At 36.7% G+C, this 23147-nt stretch carries 18 protein-coding genes and 1 tRNA gene; 4 read left to right on the top strand and 15 right to left on the bottom strand.

Annotated elements, in window-relative coordinates; genetic code table 11:
• The first annotated feature begins 430 nt into the window (after positions 1-430).
• Together J3U56_RS09310 and J3U56_RS09305 are read left to right on the top strand one after the other, a co-directional pair.
• The gene (locus J3U56_RS09310; protein ID WP_267367454.1) at positions 431-1921 is read left to right on the top strand and encodes a hypothetical protein; all 1491 of its coding nucleotides are present in this window, start codon (positions 431-433) and stop codon (positions 1919-1921) included.
• Between the two features lie 781 nt (positions 1922-2702).
• Positions 2703-4124: a hypothetical protein gene (locus J3U56_RS09305; protein ID WP_267367453.1), complete on the top strand. Its 1422-nt coding sequence runs from the start codon at positions 2703-2705 to the stop codon at positions 4122-4124.
• Positions 4125-4920: 796 nt separating this feature from the next.
• Here J3U56_RS09305 and lysS read toward each other — a convergent pair.
• From lysS to recC, 14 genes are all read right to left on the bottom strand, one after another.
• The gene (gene lysS, locus J3U56_RS09300) at positions 4921-6435 is read right to left on the bottom strand and encodes a lysine--tRNA ligase (RefSeq protein ID WP_267334344.1); all 1515 of its coding nucleotides are present in this window, start codon (positions 6433-6435) and stop codon (positions 4921-4923) included.
• 25 nt (positions 6436-6460) lie between these two features.
• Positions 6461-7559 (bottom strand): peptide chain release factor 2 gene (gene prfB, locus J3U56_RS09295; protein ID WP_323849472.1). Its coding sequence is split into 2 segments (ribosomal slippage): positions 6461-7483 and positions 7485-7559, totalling 1098 coding nucleotides; the frame shifts between segments, so codons are not numbered across the junction.
• 175 nt (positions 7560-7734) lie between these two features.
• Positions 7735-8361 (bottom strand): Fe-Mn family superoxide dismutase, encoded by a 627-nt coding sequence (locus tag J3U56_RS09290; protein ID WP_267334342.1) that lies wholly within the window; start codon positions 8359-8361, stop codon positions 7735-7737.
• A gap of 140 nt (positions 8362-8501) precedes the next feature.
• Complete coding sequence (locus J3U56_RS09285; protein WP_267344768.1) at positions 8502-8786, bottom strand: hypothetical protein; 285 nt, start codon at positions 8784-8786, stop codon at positions 8502-8504.
• Between the two features lie 10 nt (positions 8787-8796).
• Complete coding sequence (locus J3U56_RS09280) at positions 8797-9312, bottom strand: VanW family protein (protein ID WP_267344767.1); 516 nt, start codon at positions 9310-9312, stop codon at positions 8797-8799.
• 29 nt (positions 9313-9341) lie between these two features.
• Positions 9342-10070: a type 1 glutamine amidotransferase gene (locus J3U56_RS09275; RefSeq protein ID WP_267367451.1), complete on the bottom strand. Its 729-nt coding sequence runs from the start codon at positions 10068-10070 to the stop codon at positions 9342-9344.
• Between the two features lie 481 nt (positions 10071-10551).
• Positions 10552-10627: transfer RNA gene (locus tag J3U56_RS09270), tRNA-Asn, on the bottom strand.
• A 114-nt stretch (positions 10628-10741) separates the two neighbouring features.
• Complete coding sequence (locus J3U56_RS09265; protein ID WP_267334332.1) at positions 10742-11323, bottom strand: YiiX/YebB-like N1pC/P60 family cysteine hydrolase; 582 nt, start codon at positions 11321-11323, stop codon at positions 10742-10744.
• Positions 11299-11877: a biotin transporter BioY gene (locus tag J3U56_RS09260; protein WP_065633178.1), complete on the bottom strand. Its 579-nt coding sequence runs from the start codon at positions 11875-11877 to the stop codon at positions 11299-11301. The genes J3U56_RS09265 and J3U56_RS09260 overlap by 25 nt, the downstream gene beginning before the upstream one ends.
• Before the next feature lie 124 nt (positions 11878-12001).
• Positions 12002-12634 (bottom strand): MBL fold metallo-hydrolase, encoded by a 633-nt coding sequence (locus J3U56_RS09255; RefSeq protein ID WP_065633177.1) that lies wholly within the window; start codon positions 12632-12634, stop codon positions 12002-12004.
• A gap of 4 nt (positions 12635-12638) precedes the next feature.
• Positions 12639-14042 (bottom strand): MFS transporter, encoded by a 1404-nt coding sequence (locus J3U56_RS09250; protein WP_065633176.1) that lies wholly within the window; start codon positions 14040-14042, stop codon positions 12639-12641.
• Positions 14043-14179: 137 nt separating this feature from the next.
• Positions 14180-15145: a ketopantoate/pantoate/pantothenate transporter PanS gene (panS, locus tag J3U56_RS09245; protein ID WP_065633175.1), complete on the bottom strand. Its 966-nt coding sequence runs from the start codon at positions 15143-15145 to the stop codon at positions 14180-14182.
• 57 nt (positions 15146-15202) lie between these two features.
• Positions 15203-15994, bottom strand: a complete 792-nt coding sequence (locus tag J3U56_RS09240; RefSeq protein ID WP_267367448.1) for a TatD family hydrolase — start codon at positions 15992-15994, stop codon at positions 15203-15205.
• A gap of 8 nt (positions 15995-16002) precedes the next feature.
• On the bottom strand, positions 16003-19218 hold the full coding sequence (gene recC, locus J3U56_RS09235) for an exodeoxyribonuclease V subunit gamma (RefSeq protein ID WP_267367445.1): 3216 nt from the start codon (positions 19216-19218) through the stop codon (positions 16003-16005).
• 1202 nt (positions 19219-20420) lie between these two features.
• Between recC and J3U56_RS09230 the strand changes: the two genes are divergently transcribed.
• Positions 20421-21731, top strand: a complete 1311-nt coding sequence (locus J3U56_RS09230; RefSeq protein ID WP_267367443.1) for a hypothetical protein — start codon at positions 20421-20423, stop codon at positions 21729-21731.
• Positions 21732-22064: 333 nt separating this feature from the next.
• The gene (locus tag J3U56_RS09225) at positions 22065-22613 is read left to right on the top strand and encodes a hypothetical protein (protein ID WP_267367441.1); all 549 of its coding nucleotides are present in this window, start codon (positions 22065-22067) and stop codon (positions 22611-22613) included.
• Between the two features lie 82 nt (positions 22614-22695).
• On the opposite strand, the gene J3U56_RS09220 is transcribed toward J3U56_RS09225, so the two are convergent.
• On the bottom strand, positions 22696-23121 hold the full coding sequence (locus J3U56_RS09220) for a F0F1 ATP synthase subunit epsilon (protein ID WP_065633169.1): 426 nt from the start codon (positions 23119-23121) through the stop codon (positions 22696-22698).
• Positions 23122-23147: the final 26 nt, after the last annotated feature.

Genomic DNA, 23147 nt, shown 5'->3' with positions numbered 1-23147 from the left:
AGTGATATATTTTCGAATAAAAAAATAATCCGCTATATTTTAACTATATTTGACTATTTAAAGGCTATTAGCGTTTATTATTTATGGTGTTATTTACATTTCTTTGCAAATAATTCGGCTGAATGAGTGGCTTTTTTTTATCATAGCCTTATAATTCCGAAAAATAAGCTTATTTAAGCTTGATTTATGGCATTTAATATAAAAAAACGAAATAAAATAAATAATTAGTTGACGGATGGAGCGCCATGAAGTATAATTATAGACACCAGACACCAGACACCAGCGCTGGCAAAATAATGTTTTAAAAACTCCCCAATCTCTCTTTAGGCTAAAATTTAATTCAATTCTTGCTTCTACTTTTAACTTATTTCATCGAAACAGCGTAAATAATCATCGTTTTTTAGCAATAAGTGTAAACAAAAGATACGCTTTGAGCTCAGCGCTATCCTTAAGCTTAATTAAAGATATAAATTTAAGGTTAATCTTAAATTCACTCGGGGCTTATACTCAAACTCAAGCATCATGCCCGTTATCTAAACTAGTTTTAGTGTTAGTATCATTGTTATTGTTATGCTGTTCATTTAATACTGAGGCATTATCCGCCACTACCGTGCAGGTAATTAACGGCACTCAGCCTTATTTAACCTTTGATAATCGGGTAACTAAAGTTACCACTACTGAGGAGCTGCTTTGGATTAAATTATCTGATGGTACTACCATTACTCCGGCAATCAATACTTCAGCGACTACCCCTATAGTGTTACCTAATGCTGGTGAAATCTTAGCTGATGTACAGATGTTGGTACCTACCCTTGCTAACTCCATTGCCTTAAGTGCTTTAATTGGTGCACCCTATAATTATTGGGGAGATGATGACGGTGATGGTCAGGGTACTAATGGTATTACCGTAACCGGTAATTTAAGCGTACGTATTACCGATAAAGACAATCAAGCCGTGAGTCGTAGTGCTACTTTAAATATCTGTCAAGCACCTTATAAAGTGGCATTAACCAGTACTGCTGGTAGTTTAATCACCCAGTATGGGCGGCCTAATAGTCGTAGTTTCAATGGTAGTTCTGTTACTTATTATATCAGTCCTAAAGCCGCACCAAAAATCTGTTATGCCAAACCGAATCTGAGTTTGGGCACCGGCATCTACGCCGGTCCCGCTGATATTTGGAATCCACTACGAGGTTTTTTAGTGCAGTCCACTGAGTCATCAAGTTACAGTCGTAACTTCCCCACTACTGGGGCAAATAATCTGTATTTTGATTTAGACATAGGTGGTATTAACGGTTCAACATTGACATGGTCAACAGTCAGCCAAGGCGGTATTACCGCCACCATGACGCCATCACCCGATAATGCTAATAACATCCGCGTCACCCTATCTGGTCCGGCGGCAACATCATCGCAACAAAGTTCAGCCACACCAGGAAGTATTGCTACTCCCAGCTTGCCACAGACTTTTGTGTTAGTCGGTAAAGATAGCAGTAATAAAGCAGTATTAAGCTATGGTTTTGAGTTAAAGCAGTGGTTCGTTAATCGCGGAAATAAATCAGATAACTATCCTAACCAATCATCCTGGTGTCGCAATTTAGGCGGTGGTTACCGTCTGCCACAGGTTAAAGACTTAACTAACGCGAAATGTGGCGTCAATAATAGCAACTTTCCATGCGTTAATGGCATAGATGGCGCCACGCCGGCATCAACTCAAAATAATTACCAGCGTAATATTGGTGCGGGTTTGTTCACCGAATGGGGCTACATGTACAGTTATGCCGCTGCCGGCTTCGTCTCCTACTTCTACTGGGCAAGTGACAGCAACGGTAGGTCCCCGTTCTATGTCGGCTCGGACGACGGCGACGTTGACAGCATCGACCCCGTCAACAGCTTCCGCGGGTTTTGCGCCTATCCTTAGTCATTAGTTCTTAGTCCTTAATCCTTAAGTCGTAGGCGTTTAATAAGGCGTAATAAAGGTTAAGCAACAACAGGACAGTTTCAGCGGCAGGGTGTATTCCTAGCCGATAGCATCGGTAAGCAAAAATGAACGATACGAGTAATTTGGGGAAGATCATATAATCCCCTCTTTACTCGGGCGTCGGGCGTTTTCTCCAAAGAGAAAACGTCATAAAACAAGCAACATCCGAAATTTTAACCCATCTAAATTCCAAAACATCTATTCAGAACTTTAATAAACAAGCGGGTGATATATTTTTGAATAAAAAAATAATCCGCTATATTTTAACTATATTTGGCTATTTAAAAGCTATTAGCATTTATTATTTATGGTATTATTTACATTTCTTTACAAATAATTCGGCTGAATGAGTGACTTTTTTTTATCATAGCCTTATAATTCCGAAAATTAAGCTTATTTAAGCTTGATTTATAGCCATTTAACATAAAAAAATCAAATAAAATAACAGATTAGTTGACGGGTGGAACGCCATGCAGTATAATTATAGACACCAGACACCAGACACCAGCGCTGGCAAAACAATGTTTTAAAAACTCACCAATCTCTCTTTAGGCTAAAATTTAATTCAACTCTTACTTCTACACCTAACTTATTTCATCAAAGCAAGGTAACTCACCCTCGTTTTTTAGCAATCAGTGTAAGCAAAAGATGCACATTTAATTTAGCGTTATGCTATCGCTTACTTAAAGCGATAAATTTAAGGTTAATCTTAAGTGCAACCTTGTTTTTTAGGCAAACTCAAGCATCAGGTCAATTATCTAAACTGGCTTTAGCATCGATACCATGGTTATTATTGCTGTATGCCACTACGACTCAAGCATTGTCGGCAACGACGGCGGAAGTCATTCATGGTAGTGCACCCTATTTAACCTTTGATAATGGGGTCACTAAGGTCACCACGACTGAGGGGCTGTTAGGTATTACCGTTTCTGACGGCACGACTCAAACCACCTACACACCGGACAATAATACTTCAACCGCAGATAATCCAATCGTTCTCCCAGAAGCCAATGAACACTTTAGTGATATTGGAATGCTGGTCCCTGCCACTGTTAACGCTATCGCCTTAAACGACTTAATTGGTGAGCCTTACAATTATTGGGGGGATGATGATGGTGATGGTCAGGGTACTAATGGAATTACCGCGACCGGTAATTTAAGCGTGAGCATTACCGATAAATTGAATCGAGCCGTGACGCATAGTGCCAACATAGATAGCTGTATGGCACCTTATAAAGTAGAATTAACCAGTACTGATGGTAGTTTAACCACCCAGTATGGGGTGCCAAATAGTGGTAATTTTAGTGGTAGCACGGCTGCCTATTATATCACCAGACCCAAATCCGCGCCTAAAATCTGTTACGCATGGCCGGGTCGGGGGGGGCCCGTTTATTCCAAACCTTCCGATATTTGGAATCGACAACGAGGTTTTGTAAAGCAAGCAGCTGAGCCATCACAGTACAAGCTTAACTTCCCGACTACCGGTGCTAATAATTTGTATTTTGATTTAGACATAGAAAATATTGATAGCTCTACATTAACCTGGCCAACTGTCACTCAAGGTGGTATTACCGCTACCATGACACCATCACCCACTAATCCAAATTTCATACGTGTCACGCTTACTGGTCCTGCAGCAACAAAAGCCCAACAGGATTCAGCATTACCGGGTAGTGTGGCTCCAGCTAGCTTGCCGCAGACTTTTGTGATAGAGGGTAAAGATAGTCGTAATAAAACGGTATTAAGCTATGGTTTTGAGTTAAAGCAGTGGTTCGTTGCCCGCCCACTAGGCGTAGGCGATGTTACTGTTGATAGCGCCTCATCCTGGTGTAGTAGTTTAGGCGGTGGTTATCGTTTGCCACAGGTAAAAGACTTAACTAACGCAGTTAACAGGCGTTGGGGATGGGGACCATCATGGACACCTGCCACACCACCATCCAGTGATAATTATGCCGATGCTAATATCGGCGCAGGTTTCCTTTCTGAATGGGGCAATGTGCACTTTTATATCTCATCCATTTTTGTCGGCAGCACCGCTATTGCCATCGGTGATGATTCGACACTGTTCATTGTTTTTTTCGACGTAGGCGCCGTTCACAACTACTCCTCGTCCCGGAACGATCTGGTTTGCGTCTATCCTTAGTGCTTATTTCTTGAGCACGAAAGTTGAGGGTTAGCAAAAATAGTGTTTATTCGTTAAATATTTGTTAACTTAAATGGTTTTGTGAGCGATAAATAGCAATTTTGTGGTGTCTAAGCCTGTACCGATATAGTTGAGTAAATTGCAGTAACATCACGTTGGCTAAATTTATAGCCAACGTTGCTTGCGAATCCAAAATCTACATAAAGGCTAAGTTATTGTATTAATGAACAATCGGTTATGATTTAAAGTGATTAAGTACTTACTTTCTAGGTTAAACTATATGTGATTGATTATCATATTATGGTTATTTATGTAATTAAGTGAACCTAATGCTAAATAATAGTGAGCATTAAAAACGCAAAGATTGCTGATTTGCTTTAGCGTAAGTTAATAACTTATTTGAGTATGAATCAAACAAATATACTCTATGATTGCTAAGTTATGTTTATGTAAAATTCACTTCTCAGTATTTAGTTTAATGAAAAGTCCTGATAAAACCTTTATATATTCGTAATCCACGTTTAGTGGTCATGTTTATAGTGAGCAATAACTTACTATATTATTTATCTGTTACTAATTAAGTTATAGGCTACATGTGTGGCGTTAAGCATGATGCTAAATTATATTAATGTTAAGTGAACTTGATTGGCAATTGGAAAAGCCTAATTAGATATATATTGCATATATAATATGCTTATTGTGAGTAAAATAATTTTAGAAAAGTTAAAGAAAATATAAGTGCTTACTGACAAAACTCACCTATTTTTTAATAGATGAGTTTTTTGTGGTATTTGGTTTATTTAATTGGACGCATAGTTGGGAACAAAATGACATCACGAATGGTATGACTGTTGGTAAATAGCATTACTGTTCGGTCAATCCCAATTCCTAGTCCAGCTGTTGGCGGTAAGCCGTGCTCTAATGCGGTGATATAATCTTCATCATAGAACATTGCTTCGTCATCACCCGCATCTTTTTGCGATACCTGATCGGCAAAACGTTGTGCTTGGTCTTCAGCATCGTTAAGTTCTGAGAAGCCGTTACCAATTTCACGTCCACCAATAAAGAATTCAAAGCGGTCTGTTACAAATGGGTTTTCATCGTTTCGACGAGCAAGTGGTGAGACTTCTGCCGGGTATTCGGTGATAAATGTTGGTTGAATGAGGTTAGCTTCAGCCACTTCTTCAAAGATTTCAGTTACCACTCGACCGAGTCCCCAACTTTTTTCAATTTTAATACCGACAGCTTTGGCAATTGCACACGCTTTATCAAAATCATCTAAATCAGCATTATCGGTTTCTGGACGGTAATGACAAATTGCCTCACGCATAGTCATTTTGATAAATGGTTTGCCAAAATCGAAAGTATGCTCGCCATATTGTACAACTGGATTACCCGTTACGGCGATTGCAAGGCGGCGGAATAATGCTTCAGTTAAAACAATCAGGTCTTTGTAATCGGCATAAGCCATGTACATTTCCATCATGGTAAACTCTGGATTATGTCTTGGTGATACGCCTTCATTACGGAAGTTTCGATTAATTTCAAATACTCGTTCAAAACCACCTACAACTAAACGTTTTAAATAAAGTTCAGGGGCAATACGTAGATACATATCTAAATCAAGCGCATTGTGGTGAGTAATAAATGGTTTGGCTGATGCACCACCTGGGATGACTTGCATCATTGGGGTTTCGACTTCCATAAAGTGATTTTCTAACATAAAGTTACGAATTTCAGTTACCACTTTTGAGCGAGCAATAAAGGTGTCACGTGATTGTTGATTAGTAATTAAATCAAGGTAACGTTGACGATAGCGCATTTCTTGATCTGCTAAGCCGTGGAATTTATCTGGTAATGGGCGTAATGCTTTAGTTAGTAGGCGGATTTCTTCACAATGAATTGATAGTTCACCTGTTTTGGTTTTGAATAAGTAACCTTTAGCACCGACGATGTCACCAAGATCCCATTTTTTGAATTGTTCGTTGTAGTAATTTTCGGGTAGATCATCACGAGTGACATAGAGCTGGATTTGCCCTGCAACATCTTGTAATGATACAAATGAGGCTTTACCCATAATACGGCGCATCATCATTCGACCGGCAACAGTGACAGTAATTTTATTTTCAATTAACTCTTCGTTAGTTTTATCATCATACAATTTATGAAGATCGCTTGAAATTGCGTCACGACGAAAATCATTCGGGAAAGCAATGCCTTGTTTGCGAATTGCAGCTAGCTTTTCACGACGTATTGTAAGCTCGTTATTTAACTCTTCAATATGGTTTTGTTGCTCTTGCTGTGTTGACATAATTTTACCTTTTATTTATTACCAGTTATAAACCGGCTTTTAAGCTTTCTTCAATAAATTGATCTAAATCACCGTCTAAAACGGCTTGCGTATTGCGTGTTTCAACGCCTGTGCGTAAGTCTTTGATTCGTGAATCATCAAGTACATACGAACGAATTTGGCTGCCCCAACCAATATCGGATTTGTTTTCTTCCATTTGTTGTTTTTCGGCATTCTTTTTGTGCATTTCAAGCTCATACAGTTTTGCTTTTAACTGTTTCATGGCCTGATCTTTATTACTATGTTGCGAGCGGTTATTTTGACATTGTGTCACAATTCCCGTTGGTACGTGGGTAATACGTACAGCAGATTCGGTTTTATTGACATGCTGACCACCCGCGCCCGATGCACGATAAACGTCGATGCGCAGATCGGCTGGATTGATGTCGATATCAATATTGTCATCAACTTCTGGATAGACAAATACCGATGCAAATGAGGTATGACGGCGGTTTCCTGAGTCGAATGGGCTTTTTCGTACTAAGCGGTGGACACCGGTTTCAGTGCGTAACCAACCATAAGCATAATCGCCGGTTACTTTGATTGTGGCTGATTTTATGCCAGCTACATCACCGTCTGATACTTCCATCACTTCGGTTGTAAAACCTTTCGATTCAGCCCAGCGTAAATACATTCTCAGTAACATTTCCGCCCAATCTTGGGCTTCAGTACCACCTGAGCCTGATTGGATATCTAAGTAACAGTCAGCACTGTCATAATCACCCGAGAACATTCGGCGAAATTCAAGACCAGCTAGCTTTTTTTCGAGTTGTTCAAGTTCTTGATTGGCTTCGTCAAAAGTGTCTTGATCTTCTGCTTCAATAGCAAGTTCAAGTAGACCTTCGACGTCGTCCAGACCTTGTTCTAAAGTATTGATGGTATTGATGATCTCTTCTAGCGCAACGCGTTCTTTGCCTAATGCTTGTGCTTTTTCTGGATCGGCCCAAACTTCGGATTGTTCTAATTCGGCATTGACTTCCTCAAGACGTTCTTTCTTGAGATCATAGTCAAAGATACCCCCGAATGACATTTGTGCGCTCAGTAAGTTCAGCTATTTTGGATTTTATTGGATTAATTTCAAACATGTTCTATTTTTGTTGGTTTTTATAATTTTGGCATAATCGCACATTGTAGCGGATTTATACATAAATTAGCAATTAGCAATTTTATGTCTTATCCTTGCTTTGATACATTATTGTTGAAAATAAAAATGACGCATCATGCGTCATTTTTAACTCAAAACAGAACTATTTAAATTAATTATTTTTTAGCTTGAGCATAAAGTTCAGCCACTTTGTCCCAGTTAATGACATTCCAAAATGCACCAATGTAATCAGCACGACGATTTTGGTATTTTAGATAATAAGCATGCTCCCAAACATCAAGTGCTAAAATTGGTGTACCAGAAACACCTGAATATTTTTCACCCATTAGCGGAGAATCTTGGTTTGCTGTTGATACAACTGCAAGTTTACCATTTTGTAATACTAACCATGCCCAACCTGAGCCAAAACGACTTGCCGCTGCTGCTGAAAATTTTTCTTTAAATGCATCAACTGTACCAAAATCTTTTTCAATTGCGGCTTTTAGTTCACCTTTAAGTTCAGTTCCCACTTTTAGTAGTTCCCAAAATAAAGTGTGATTAACATGCCCACCCACATTATTTTTAATTCCGGTAACTTTATCGCTTGGCACTTTGTCCAAATTAGCTAATAAAGCTTCAGGGCTTAATTGTTTGATTTCATCAGATAGTGTTTCTAAAATGCCGTTGGCATTATTGACATAAGTTTGATGGTGTTTGTCATGATGTAGATGCATAGTTTGTTCATCAATATAAGGTTCTAATGCATCATACGCATAAGGTAGCGCTGGTAAAGTGTAGGCCATGAAGTTGCTCCTTTCATATATATTATTATTAACTACTTAATTTAAGCAGTATACGAGTTATTAATATGGCTCACAAACTATTATTTAGATAGTTGATGACTATTTGTTTGTGAAAATTACTATTTTCTTATGGTTGTTAATTAATCTTCACTATTTTTTAAATAGGGTACGTACATCATAATGGCATGATTTTCACAAATTAGCTTTTCTTGCTGATAATGATCTATTAAATGGGTTTTTCGTTGCCATATTTTATTGTGCCTTGTGTAACCTCCCCACCATTGTTGCTCAATGCGATGATCGGTTTCGAAAACTTCATATTGATAACATAACGGAGTATCAGCAAGTAGTTCCCCATGTAAATATTTATCATCAAGCCAAAGATTAAGGCGGTATGTTGTATTGGTTTTGTTGAGTAGCTGCAAATCAACATAGTTATAAGATAAGGTCGCGAGTGCGGTTTACATCAGGAAAAACATCAAAACTATGTCGCCAGCGTTCTATAACCGTTAATTCAGAATGCAAAACCATCCAATAAATTAAATTGCCTAACTGACAGAGTCCCCCACCAATATCTTTACCAATTTTGCCATTGTGCAGTGAAAGACCTTCTAAAAAACCGCGCTTTTTCGTTGGGCGCCCGATGTTATGCCAGATCGAAAAACGTTGATTCGGTTTTATGATTGAACCATTGAGTTTTTCTACCGCTAAGTGTAGATTGGTGATTTTGTTGTATTGCAGATACATATCCACATCTTTTAACTGCCTTAATAAAACCGATTGATGTTTTTTATGGGAATAACGGCACGCGTGATTATTGATGTCGACAGTACTATATAGCTTACGATTTTTCCACCAATCTAGTTTACGTTTTAAAATAAAGTATTCTTTTCCTAATTTTAACCTTAAAGGGCTGCGTTTTTCCGGTTTATCTACTACAATTTTTTGCATAATTGACAGTTTTTATATCGAATAATGGATCAATTTTTACAGGTGGAGTGATAATACTTGTTAAGTTTATCGAGAAAAATAAACAACTTTAAGTTCATTTGGCTATAATCGTGCGCGCGTAATTTGTCTTCTGTATCGACAAAGCGATAATTTGCAGCTTGACTAATATCATCTTGAGAATGTGCAATGAGCTTAGCAACCACTTCATGAGTTAACTCCATATGACATTGGAAACCATACACGAATGGACCATAGGCAATGATTTGCCGTGGACAGCCTTCACTATAGGCAATGATTTGGGCATCTTGAGTTAAACCAGGCATATCATTGTGCCAGTGACCGACAGCTAAACTATCACCGAAATGAGAAAATAACGGATTTTTTTTACCAGCTTCGGTCAACGTAATTGGGAATTTGCCAATCTCTTTTTCTGGGCTATGTTCGTAATGTGCACCAAGTGCTTCGCCAATTAATTGTGATCCAAGGCAAACACCAATAACAACTTTATTGGCTTTAATTGCAGATAAAATGATAGCTTGCTCAGCTAACGAGTCAAAATGGGCACATTCTTGTTTTGTAGTTGCCGGTGATTGTGGTCCACCCATGATAATTAGAAAATCAATACTATTGATATTATCTGGAAGGGGTTCACCAAGGTAGACACGTGAATAGCTAATTGTGTGTTGATGTATTTTTGCCCATTGCTCATATGCGCCAGGTGCTTCGAAATCTTCGTGAATAATAAAATGTATATGCATTATTCTTTTCCCTAAATTTCATTTTTACAAAATTTATTTTAATTTTATTATAAATTATTGACGATTGTTAATCGTTTAAGCCATTGTTCATAAATGCGTTTTAGCAGCTAACTTAGTTTAAAAATAAGCTTTAAATCAAATAAATAGTATTAAATATGCTATTGATTGATTTTTTTTGCAAGATATTCTTTCAATTTATCAGCTAAAAATAATTTTTTAAATTTTATATTCTAGTGGTGAGCCACAGTTCAAACTCATTTAGATAATATCGTTAAACCGTTATCATTTAAGATTTTACAAAACAATTTTGCTTAATAACGTTTTGCAGGATTGAAGGATGATTGAGACATATAATTTCCACAGCATTATACCATCTAAATAAGCTTTCTAGTTAGCTTAACACCAAGTATTGATGAGTAACTTTGAAAATTGATAATTTTAATGATTTGCTAAGGTTGGAAAAACATAAGTTGAATGAAGTTGGCTCCTCCAACAGGACTTGAACCTGTGACATACGGATTAACAGTCCGCCGTTCTACCGACTGAACTATGGAGGAACCGAAATGTAGCGCGCATATTATAGATTTAATGCCGCTATGTCAACAATTAAATTATTTCAAATCGCTTTTTTATGTTCAATTGACCTATTTTATTGACTTTATTTGCTAAGCTTAATATGTTCGGATAGTTTTAAATAAATGTGTTTGCCGCATTAACTGTTGTGGATGTGAACCTAATGCACCTTGTGGAATAGTTTGGTTAAGTGCTCGATAATAATCGATCCAATAGGGGATAATTTGGTTAGTAACAGAATCTTTAAAATTCATTGGATATAATTGAAAATAATCTTTACCTGACGGGTATTTAAAGGCAAAAGTAATCAGTTCACTACAGTAAAAGCCCTTATCATCTGCTCGAAAACTATGGTTATAGGGCAACCCAAGGCAGGTTTGAACTCGTGTTAATGCATTTTTGATGACTGACTCATCATAAATGGTTGCGACAAGATTATATTTTGCAACGGCTAAAAAGTCATTAAGGGGGGTATAGATTACCCCATGTTTTTGGGTGGCTTCAATAACGATATTATCGCCAATATATAACCCAACATGGCTTATTTGATTGATTATGTCATCAGCGCTGATTTGGGCACCAGAATGAGTGATCGCTGTATTGAATTCGCTTTCTTCATTCTGGGCTTGGAAAATAATATCGCCAATTTGCATGGTTATTTGCGTGCGTGGTGGCGCCATAATGAGAACATTACGCAAGTTGCAATAATAAATTTAGCTGCATCAACACCAACAAAAGGTAAGTAGCCGACTTTTAGTGCTTCGATAAGTGAAATATGCATATATCCCATTAGATAAACGACACCAAATACAAATAAGAGTTGATGTGCACAAGCGAAGGCAATTAATCCTAAAATAAAGTGACGATCGTACCCTTTTTCGGCAGCAAAACCGGCTAAATAAGCACTAAATATATAACCATACAAATAACCTGATGACGGTGAAGCTAATGCCATAATTCCACCGCTACCGTTAGCGAATAGTGGTAATCCCATTGCACCTAAAAAGAGATATTGAAGTATGGTTAATGCACCTAGTTTACGACCTAAAAAAGCGCCAATTAACAATACGGCTAACGATTGAAGTGTGAATGGTACTGGGTATGTGGGAATACTGATATTAGCTGCTAACCCTAGCAGTAGGGCCGCCCCTGTAGTTGCACACAGTTTGCGTTGCCAAGATGATAAGTTAAATAGTGTATTGATATAAGTTGGATAATATGTTGTGAGTTTCATTATTTTCTACCATTAAAAAATAAACAGTAGTGCAATAATAATACAAAAAACTATAATGTAAACTATTTTAACATTAAAAAGTTTACATTATTAATGTTGCTTTTTATTTAAACCAATAGTTGTCTTAGACTAAAAAAGGGTTAGTCATTCGTTCATTGCCAAAGCTCGACATAGGTCCATGGCCAGGAACAAAGATAAAATCATCACCCAGTGGGAAAAGTTTATGGGTTATTGATGAGATTAAATCAGCATGATTTCCACGAGGAAAATCGGTTCGTCCAATGCTACTTTTAAATAGTACATCACCAACAAATGCAATTTTATCTTTTGCATTAATAAATACGATATGTCCTGGAGTATGGCCGGGGCAAAAAAGTACATCAAGTGTAATGTTGCCGACTTGGATTTTATCGCCTTCTTTCAGCCAACGATCGGGTAAAAAACTTTCGGTATAGGGAAAACCAAATTGCATTGATTGTTGTGGTAAGGCATTAAATAAAAATTCATCTTCATGACTAGGTCCGATAACCTTCACACCAAAATTAGTTGCTAATGTAACTGCTGCACCTACATGATCTAAATGCCCATGTGTTAGCAAAATTTGTTTTATGTTAACGCCTAACTTTTCTACTGCTTTTTCTAATAATTCAGGCTCACCACCAGGATCGATAATTGCGCCTTCCATGGTTTTATCACACCAAATGATGCTACAATTTTCTTGGAAAGCTGTAACTGGAATGATTTGATACTGGAACATATTGTTATCTCCTTGTTTCTTGATGATGAGAGGTTAGATTTTGTCCATCCTCTTTTTTTAACTGGGCAAAGATCATGCTTGATAATATGGTAACAACGCCGAGTATAATAAAGGTATATTGAAATGCATGAATAGTACTGGTTGAATGACTAATCAATCGTACTAATACTGCGCCAAATCCTGTACCAAAACTGATCGCTAATTGTTGGTTTACTGCCATTAAACTATTACCACTGCTGGTATTTTCGCCTTCTAAATTTGCTAATGTGATGCTATTCATCGCTGTATACTGAATAGAGTTAATGCCACCAATACAAAATAGCAATAAACACATAAAGATAAGCGGTGATGATGAATTCAAAAGTGACATTAAAGCAATCATAATGCCTGCAAATATGGTGTTAGCAACTAATACAAAACGGTAACCTAAACGCCCTAAAATTCGAGGAATGAATATTCTGGTACAGATTGATGCTAGCGCCATTGGTACCAACATCATACCTGCAAAAATGGCTGAATAACCAAATCCTACTTGTAATAATAGAGGAATTAAAAAAGGCACCCCCGATATGCCTAAACGACAAATTAGATTGCCAATAATTCCTATTTTGAATGTACGAATCTTAAATAGTGATAAAGGGAATAACGGCGCTGGTTTTTTATTTGCATATCCTCGATAAATAAACAAAAACACAATACTAATTATTACAAGTAACAAGGGTAGCTGATATTGTTGATTTTGGTTTAAAAGTTCAACACTTAACGTTGCACTAATAAAAGTAATGACAATAAATATAAAACCAAATAAATCAAAAGGCATTCGCACGCCTTTTATGTTGGGCATATATCGGAAACTAATTATCATTCCTAATAAACCAATAGGTAGGTTGATTAAAAATACCCAATGCCAACTGACCATGTCAACTAAATAACCGCCTAGTACCGGCCCTAATACCGGTCCAATTAAACCGGGAATAGTTGCAGTGTTTAAGGCGACTAAAAAGTCGCTCCGTTTAAATGACTTGATGAGCACCAAACGTGATACTGGAACCATCATGGAACCACCAATACCTTGAATAACGCGTGAGATATCTAAGAAAATTAATGAATTGGATGAAGCACAAAGTAATGACCCTAAAGTAAATAGCCCCACCGCCATAACAAAAATATTTCTGGTACCAAATTTGTCAGATAAAAAACCACTAACCGGAATAAACAATGCAAGTGTTAAAGCATAACTAATGACAGCTGATTGCATATTTAACGGTGATTGATTAAGGTCTTTAGCCATGGTTGGCAGTGCAGTGTTTAATATCGAGGTATCGAGCGATTGCATAAAAAAAGCAAATGCCGCGATCCACGGTAATATGCGATACACAAAAGGGGATAATTGTAATTCGCTATTCATTTTAATTAACCTAAAATTCATCGGAATACTGGGCTTAACAGGGGAAAAATATCAGCCCTGAATGTATATTGTTTTGCCTAGCTTAATCGATTATTAAGCCAGACAAAGTACTGAAGGTTATTCTACAATAATATTTGTTAATTGTTGGCTTTTTTCTTATTTTTAACGGGTTTGCCTTGCCAATATCCTGCAAGTAATGAACCTGAAATATTATGCCAAACTGAGAATACTGCTGCTGGTAAAGCGGATAATGCTGAAAAATAAGTTGTACCAAGGGTTGCTGCTAATGCTGAGTTTTGCATACCTACTTCCAGTGACATAGTTCGACAGGTTGATTCGTCAAATCCAAATAGACGTCCACCCCAATAACCACCCAGTATTCCTAAGCCATTATGAATAATAACTGCAAAAATAACTGTAAAACCAACTTGTCCTATTTGTGCATGGCTACCTGCAACTACAACACAAAGTATTAATAAAATACAGATCATCGATAAAAGTGGTAAAAAACGTTCACATTTTTTTACTAATGGGTTGAGTAAATGGTGCACCAATAAACCTAATATAATTGGAATTAACACAATTTGCACAATGTGAACAAGCATATCCAGAACCGGAACTTCAACAGTGGTACCAACTAATAATAACGTGAGTAGCGGGGTAACAACTACGCCAACTAGGGTAGATACTGACGAAATTGTGACAGATAACGCGACATCGCCTTTTGCTAAATAGATCATAACATTTGATGCGGTACCACTCGCAACACTACCGACTAAAACCATGCCAACTAATAACTCAGGTCGCATGGTAAACAATTTAGATAAGATTAAAGCGGTCAGTGGCATGACGATATAATGCAGTAGGGTACAAATTATTACCGCTTTAGGTTTGGTAACGACGCGTTTAAAATCATCAATACTTAACGTTACGCCCATAGTAAACATTACAAACATTAATAACTGTGATGTATGAGGGCGCACAGGTAAAAATGTGCTTGGGAAAAAATAGGCTGCTACGGCACAAAGTATTGCCCACAGCGGGAATAAGCGTGTAAGGGATATGAGTGATTGAATAAAAAATTGGTTATAACGTTTCGCCATAAAAAAACACCATCTGGTTAGTTAAATAAAATATCTTTATAATAATTAATTAGTTATTTATTTTTTGCACAGTGTGGTCATTCTATTAATTCTACTAAATAGCGTCAAGGTATTTGTTAAGATAGTGTTAAGTATTTGCTCGGGTGATTCACTGCGTAATTCAGTTAAAATTTTAAATATCTCGACGATATTTTCAGGTCGATTTGCTTGACCTTGCTTGCCACTTAATGGCATATCGGGCGCATCAGTTTCGAGTACAAGGCTTGCAAGCGGTAAGTTAGCAATTGTGTTGCGTGTTTTGTTTGCGCGATCATAACTAATGACTCCTCCAACACCAATAGAATAACCAAGCTTAATAAATTGCATCGCTTGTTGATAGCTACCTGAAAAACCATGTATCACGCCACGACAAGGCAGATCGGCTTGGTGTAACTCGTGATACATAATATCATGAGTTTTACGTGAATGGATAAGTACCGGTAAATCGAATTGTTTAGCCAACATTAATTGTGATCTAAAAAAGAATAACTGTTGTTGCCAGTCGATAGTCAGATTATATTTATCTAAACCTATTTCACCAATTGCAACCACTTTTTGGGGTAGATGGCTGAGTCGATTACGTAATTGTTCTAAATCAGCTTCAGTATGGCTATATATTGGGTGTAATCCTAATGCAGCATAAATTTCGTTATAATGATTGGCTAATTGTAGCACCGTATCAAAATGATGAGCGGCAACCGCCGGGATAATCAATCCGGTAATATTTGCTTGTCGGATATAATTTATTGATTCGTCTAAATGATTGGTAAACAGTGGAAAATCAAAATGACAATGTGTATCAATAAACATAATGCCTCCTATTCAACTGTTGTTTGATGCAATAAGATCGGCACTAAAAACCGCTTAGCTAAAACAATAATTTGTTCTATCAAATTTTGAGTTAGTTCAGGATAAAGCCTTTGATAGTAACTATCACATTCAGCTGGATAATACAAACCACCTTGCCAAGTACTTAACAATTTATTATTGGCTTTTTCACTCGGCACAATTTCACCGGTTTTCGGGTTGTAGGCTGTTATTAACCAACTCCACGCACTTTCGATTGGCATAAATAATGGTTCATTTATCCCCTGTAAATACCCTTCGACTAAATCAGTCAGAAAACCTAAGGCTTGATTAGCGTTTAAATATGAAAAACGCCATTGAGTCTCTTCTCGACCATACATACGGCTTTGAGTGTCGAGTGTATCGGGATTTAAAATACAATAGAGTAAGTGATCAATCCATAACGAAATCCCATTACGAATTGATAATTTAGATGGGCGCCAAGTTAAAATACCATCTTGTTGAATATGGGTTAACCATCCTTGCAACTGACAATCGTATTGACTTGTAGAAATAGTTAAATTAACTTCTTGAGTAGTAAAGTTTAGGCGTTCTTGATTAATTTTATCAGCTAAAGCGTGCATAGCTTGATTTTGCTCATCATAGATGATCTGTCCAAAAGCGCCATCGGGCAAATCCCCACTTAATGCTAAACGTTGATAAAGATCGTCTTGTGAATTATTGCCATCTTTTGTAATTAGTTGTTCAAGTATTGCTATATTTAATTGATAACGCTTTAAGTTATCTAAATTAAAATTTTCTGCATCGGGTAAGTTATCATCTAAATAATGGATATAAAAATGGAAGCGTTTTTGTAAAAAAAACCTTATTGAATGCTGATAAAACCTTTTTAGTTCATCAAGATTAATACTATCTACTGTGATAGTGGTAATTTGGCTGATAAAAGGTACAGTTTTACCTTGCTGTAATGCGGCAGGTAACCATTCATCGGCATAACTTCTTGGATCTTGTAAAAAGTTTTGTGGATTAAAAGGGGTTCGAGTATGATGGATACATAAAAAATCAGGAAAATGTTTTGTATTTTCTGTTTTTTCAGCACCTTCTTCACAATAGTATTGCGCAATATAATCACAAAGTTCATCAACTAAAACAGATGGATAGCGCTCACTATCATCTTTCATATCACGACCAATATAGCTGATATATAATTGATTTTCAGCCGATAATATCGCTTCTAAAAAAAGATAGCGATCATCATTACGACGACTTCGATCCCCTCGTCTTGGATGTTCTGCAATTAAATCAAAATCTAGTGGTAATGAAGCCCTAGGATAATCACCATCATTCATACCCAGTAGACACACCACTTTAAAGGGAATTGAACGCATCGGCATCATAGTACAAAAGTTAATTTTACCAATTAAAAAGCGATGGGCTAAATGATTTTGTTCCAAACGTGCCTGCATTGCATCATGTAAAATTGTAATTGAAATTTTGTCAGAAAAATTAGCTGTTAACCCACTATTTATCAGCTTTTGCCACTCTTGTTCAATCATCAATAATATTGATTCGTTTTGGGCATCTTTGAAAAAAAAGTCATTGATAATTTCAAGGCAGCAGCTTTGCCATTCTGCCAAAGGTTTATCTTCATCTAATAACACTAACCATTTACTGACTACACCAATAAATTCAGCTAATTGACCTATTAATTCAGCATCTAAACCCGTTGCACCATCATAAGGTAAAATTTGTTGCCAACCACCTTGATCGCTTGTCATGGTATAACCCAGTAGCAATCGTTCAAGCCCAAATAGCCAACTGTGGTTATGTTCAAGCCCAAAACGAATGCCAGATTCAACAATCCAAATTCGTAATAGTGATAATTGTGATTCATCGATTGAAAATTGTTTAGAAATGGCTGGTATTTCAAGTAAATTAAACAAATCTTCAGCAGTAAATCGGCTTTGTGGAAAATTCAATATCGCAAAGAAGCCCTGTACTATTGGATCAATATTGCGAGCTTTTTGATCTGAAATTGTAAAAGGTAAATAGCGTTGCCCATAAGCATTACCAAAAACTGAACGAATATAAGGAACGTATTTGTCAATATCCGATACCATTACAATACAATCTCGTAACTCAAGTGATGGATCGGCATCAAAAATTGACAAAAGATAGTCATATAACACTTCAACTTCGCGTTGTTCACTATGACAAGCATGGATAGAGATAGAGCGGTCTTGAGTTTGAATGGGGTGTTGGGTTGCCACTTGGGGATAAAGATCCAAAATATCTTGTTGAATAGAGTGTAATAAACAATCACGTTGTTGATCGACAAACACATCAATATCTTGCTTATTCATACATTCTTGCAATAAAAATAGGTTGTCTCGACCTAATTTTCCCCACGAGGTTAATAAAGCATTGGGTATTTGGGTTGGGTCATTATGTGATTGTGATAATTGTTTCTCAACGATATCTCCCCAATACCATTTACACGGGTTATTAAACATTAAATGGACATCAATATGTTGTCCTAATGCTGAAAGTAGTGATAAATAAATTGGTGGAAGTGAAGTTATACCAAAAATAAAAATTCGTTTTGGTAATGGCGTCAGCCGTGCTGGATCGAAATGAGGATCTGCTAGAATCTCCAACATTTGTTGATAGATATTAGCGCGATGGTAAGGTTGACTAATTGATATTAGTTTACGCCAGAGTTTTGCTTGCCAAACTTCATCGGCATGTAAGTTTAATTCTTGAACTGTGTTATTGGCTTCCCATTGTGCCAGCCAATCAGGACGATAAACTAAATATTGGTCGAACAAACGAGCAATACGAGTTGCAAGTTGATATAACTTTCTATCTTGCTTATCAATATTTAAATAATGTTTAAGGGTAATAAACTCAGGCTCATCAATAATTTTAGGTAATAAATAATATAAGCGCCAAGCCATAGATTCAGGATTAAACGTATTTTCAATGGGAGCATTAGGTAATAGCGTTTGATAAAGTTGCCAAATAAATTGAGTAGGGAAAGGAAATTCAACATTGGCTATAATTCCCAATTCATCAGCAAGCTCAATTTGTAACCACTGTGCCATTCCTTGACTCTGCACAATAACCATGTCTGGCATAAATAGATCATTCAATGGTTGTTGCTGCATTAATTGACTTACCAAAGACTTGAGTAAATCGACTTGATTTGAATGGTAAATGGTAAACATAATCACATTAAAATTAGTATAGTTGCCTGAAATTATCGCTGATAGTGATTAATAAATCCAGCATCGATAATTATTCACACTTGATCTTTTATGCATGAATATTTTCGATAGGGTTTTCCTTTTGAAAAGGCAAACGTTTAACGTTTTATCATTTAGCTTAATTATGATAAATGTTGGCAAGGTCTTTGAATGATAACTCTATATTTTTATATTAAATTAATCATCTATAAACTATTTTTGCTAAAAAAACACGGGTAATCCATTTTTTGAGGAACAAAATATTTTATATTCTCTCTTATCTAACTTGCTATTGATCGGCATTTAATTTACTAAATATATATAGGATCAAAACCTATCTTGCTGTGGAAGAATTAAACTATATTGCTCGCTTAATTACACTTTGAGGTGATGACCTATCTTAATTAGCTCAGTGGTTGGCTTTATGATTATAAACGAATAATTAATCTGACTTATTGACAACAAAATCGTCTTTTTTTTTACCAAAACTTTTAAAGTTGAGCTATTGCCTTGTTTAACTTGTTGATTTTTCATTGTTAAATACAACGTTATTTACTTGATTACAATGATTATTGTTACTAAGTATTTTGTACTTAAAAAGTCGTATAACTCTGTTAACAGCTGAATAATTGACTATACGCTTTTTTAATCTATGCAAACTAAATGAACTTAAAAACGTTATTTATGATCACATTATTATTTATCTATCTTATTGAATAAATTAATTTTTACATATCTTTACCAAAATGAGCATTACAAAATTTTCGAACTTATTTACTATGACGAAAACTTTTACAAGCTCCTATACAGGTTTGTTGTAATGGTTTTAATGTTTATCTAATTGAATTTTATAAAAAAATTAAGTAAATCACTACAAGGATTAGTAAAAATATGTTAAAATGTGGTCTTAATCGGGCATCGGGCATCGGGCATCGGGCATCGGGCATCGGGCATCGGGCATCGGGCATCGGGCATCGGGCATCGGGCATCGGGCATCGGGTTTAAGTCAATTAGAGAGTAAACACCGACTTTCTGTATTGGCATTATTACAAAATATTCTTCCATTTACATTAGTAAAATCATCTATTCACTTTTTCGCTATTTTTAGCTCAAAATTTTTCAATTTATATTTTTCGATAGCGAAGATAAAGTTAATAATCGTTATATTATTTATGAGTTTATTTTTGCAACCAAATGCGTATGGCTTAACCTCTACTACCGTGCAAAATATTATAGGTAATGCGCCGAAAGTGGCAAATGTAAAAGAAGCATCCGATAAACATGGTTTTACGGTAAAAAATGTATTTTATAGCGAAGCAAGTGGCAATATTACTAGTGATGTAGTAAAAAGATTTGATGGAAATCTTCGGTTCAGCGATTTTGTTGTGAAAACGTATTATTACAATAATTTAAGTAGTATAACTAATTTTTCAGATATTGATGGAGATAAAGCAGATCCCATTAAGCCTTTTTTACTCACAGTGACAAGTTCTCAATGGTATGATGGAAAGGGAAATAAAATACCAAATAGTGATTTGAATAATATTATCGGTTGTGGCAGTGGTTATGTCATGCCGTTAACGTTAGAGATATCTGCAGTGCTCAAAACCTATTCTCAATATGGCATACCCAATGAAAGCGATAGCGTGACGTTAACCAAAAAATATAAGATCGCTCCTGACTCTATGATTTGTTATGCTAAACCTAATGACATCGTTCTTTCACCTAAGATGCAGTGGCGAACTTATGATGCAACAATAACTTCACCGGTTTCGGGACCTTGGGAATGGAATGGTTCTAAAGGCACGCCGGATGCTGTTCATGGTGGTGGTTACACAGCTGATTATGTGCCTAATTATGGATTTAAAGTCCAACCAACGGTATCTGCAAAAACGTTTCCGACAACTGGCTTTCCTGGTGCTAAATTTCAGTTAGTGATGACTGGTGCACAAACGGACTATACTTACACTTTGATCAGTAATCCTGGTGGTAAGGTTGCTGTAGATTCATTAGGGTTTATTACATTAAATGATAAGCCAACAGGTAATGTGACAGTGCGCGCAACTTTAGGGTATGATAAATCGATATCGCATGATTATACCTTTAATCCAACATCGGTATGGTTAGTTCCTATAAAGAGTGGTGATATAAATCAGGCTACCGCGCAAAATTTATGTGGTGGACTTGCTAATGTGCCATTAAGGCGCGATTATACCAGCTCTCCAGCAAATTCAGTTGGCGGTAATTGGACTATTTATCCGAACAGCTTTATCCGCGCAATTGGTAGTTCTATTATGGGAGAATGGGGATGGGTAGCAGGCACAAACTATCCTAATTCGAATTGGGAAGCGCAAAATACCTATTTTTCTTACTACTGGACGCGCGAATTAGATTGGTCCGCTTATAATATTTATTTTACTGTGAATTTTTCTGGTTATGTTTCACATATGGAGGCCCCTAACAGTTCAGGTGGGCGAGTGGCATGTAAACGTTAAATTAAAGCAGCGTTATAAAAAATAAGTGATGATATGAGCGACGATGCCATTGTTGGCGCTATGCGCCTATAATGGCAATAGCCAGCATATGCGATGTAAATGCATATGCTGGCGTCGGAGCCGCCGGCGCCGAACTAGCTTAAAAAATAAGCAAAAGTGAGTCAAAATTATTACTTGTAGAAATTCATAAATTAAGCCTCGTTAAATGACAAAAAGCGCTTTATTGTTGTTTAATATTTCGCGAGTCATTTTCTAATTGGGAACGTGCCTGGTTCTAATTTAGGTTGGGTAATTATGACTGCTTGTCGAGGCTGATGAATTATAATATTTTGTATGAATATCTCTGAAAAACTCAATTTACAACACCAATTCAAGGATATTTTACTTTTTAAAGAAGGTGTGTTTTTACGTAGTTATAATCAAGGTGCTTATGTTTTAACACAGTTATTTGGTTACGCTTTAAAATTACAAACGGCAAAACTGAAAAAATATCAAAATCGATGGGTTATTGCTTGTGCCTTTCCATTAAATAAGCTGAGCGAACGATTGCCAGAAGCCGTGTTAACCGATTTTGGCGCTAAACTGGAATGTACTTATCAAATTGATGATTATCAGCAGTGGTATGAGCGACGTTGCCGTGAAGAGAGCAGAGCGAAAGTAAAGGCAAAAGCCAGCAACGAGTCGTTGCAAACGAACGAGAAGCAGGCGTCGGAGCAAAGCACTGTTGTTTATATAAACAATAATTATGTAAAGTTAACCTCTCAACAAATCGCTTATCTTCGATCATGGCAGTCTGGTGCTTATCCGATTGACGTTGATAGATGTTTTATTGAAAGTTTAAAAAATAAACTACTTGCAGGTTTGTCTAAGATTAATAGTTAGCACTTAACACCTAGTTCAAATGTAAAAAAGGTTACAAATTTAATTTTTGTAACCTTTTTTAAGTTTGGATAGGGTAACTCAGTTATTGTCCAATACGGCGCGTTAATTCGATGACTCGGATTTTCGCTAAAGCTTTTGATAGTTCAGCTGATGCTTGTGCAAATGACATATCATCACTCGGATGATTAATATGCTCTTGCGCTTGTCTTACTGCTTCTTGCGCTCTGGCTTCATCTAAGTCTTCTCCGCGAATAGCGGTATCGGCTAAAATCGTTACAAGGGTCGGTTGCACCTCTAAGATGCCACCTGATAGATAGATAAACTCTTCTTCACCATCTGCTTTCACAATGCCTACCATACCGGGTTTAATCATGGTAAGTAGCGGAGTATGACCAGGATAGATCCCAAGTTCACCTTCTTGTCCTGTGACTCTGATTCGCTGAACATCACCTGAAAAAAGGTGAGATTCAGCACTAACAACTTCTAATTGATAGGAAGTTAGTGCCATAATGCTCTCTCCGTTCTATAAATCTC

It is taken from the genome of Gilliamella sp. B2824 (assembly GCF_026536245.1).
In the GTDB taxonomy this organism is placed as follows: domain Bacteria; phylum Pseudomonadota; class Gammaproteobacteria; order Enterobacterales; family Orbaceae; genus Gilliamella.
Note: the sequence above shows the minus strand (reverse complement) of the source record. Positions and strands in the feature narration are given on the sequence as shown.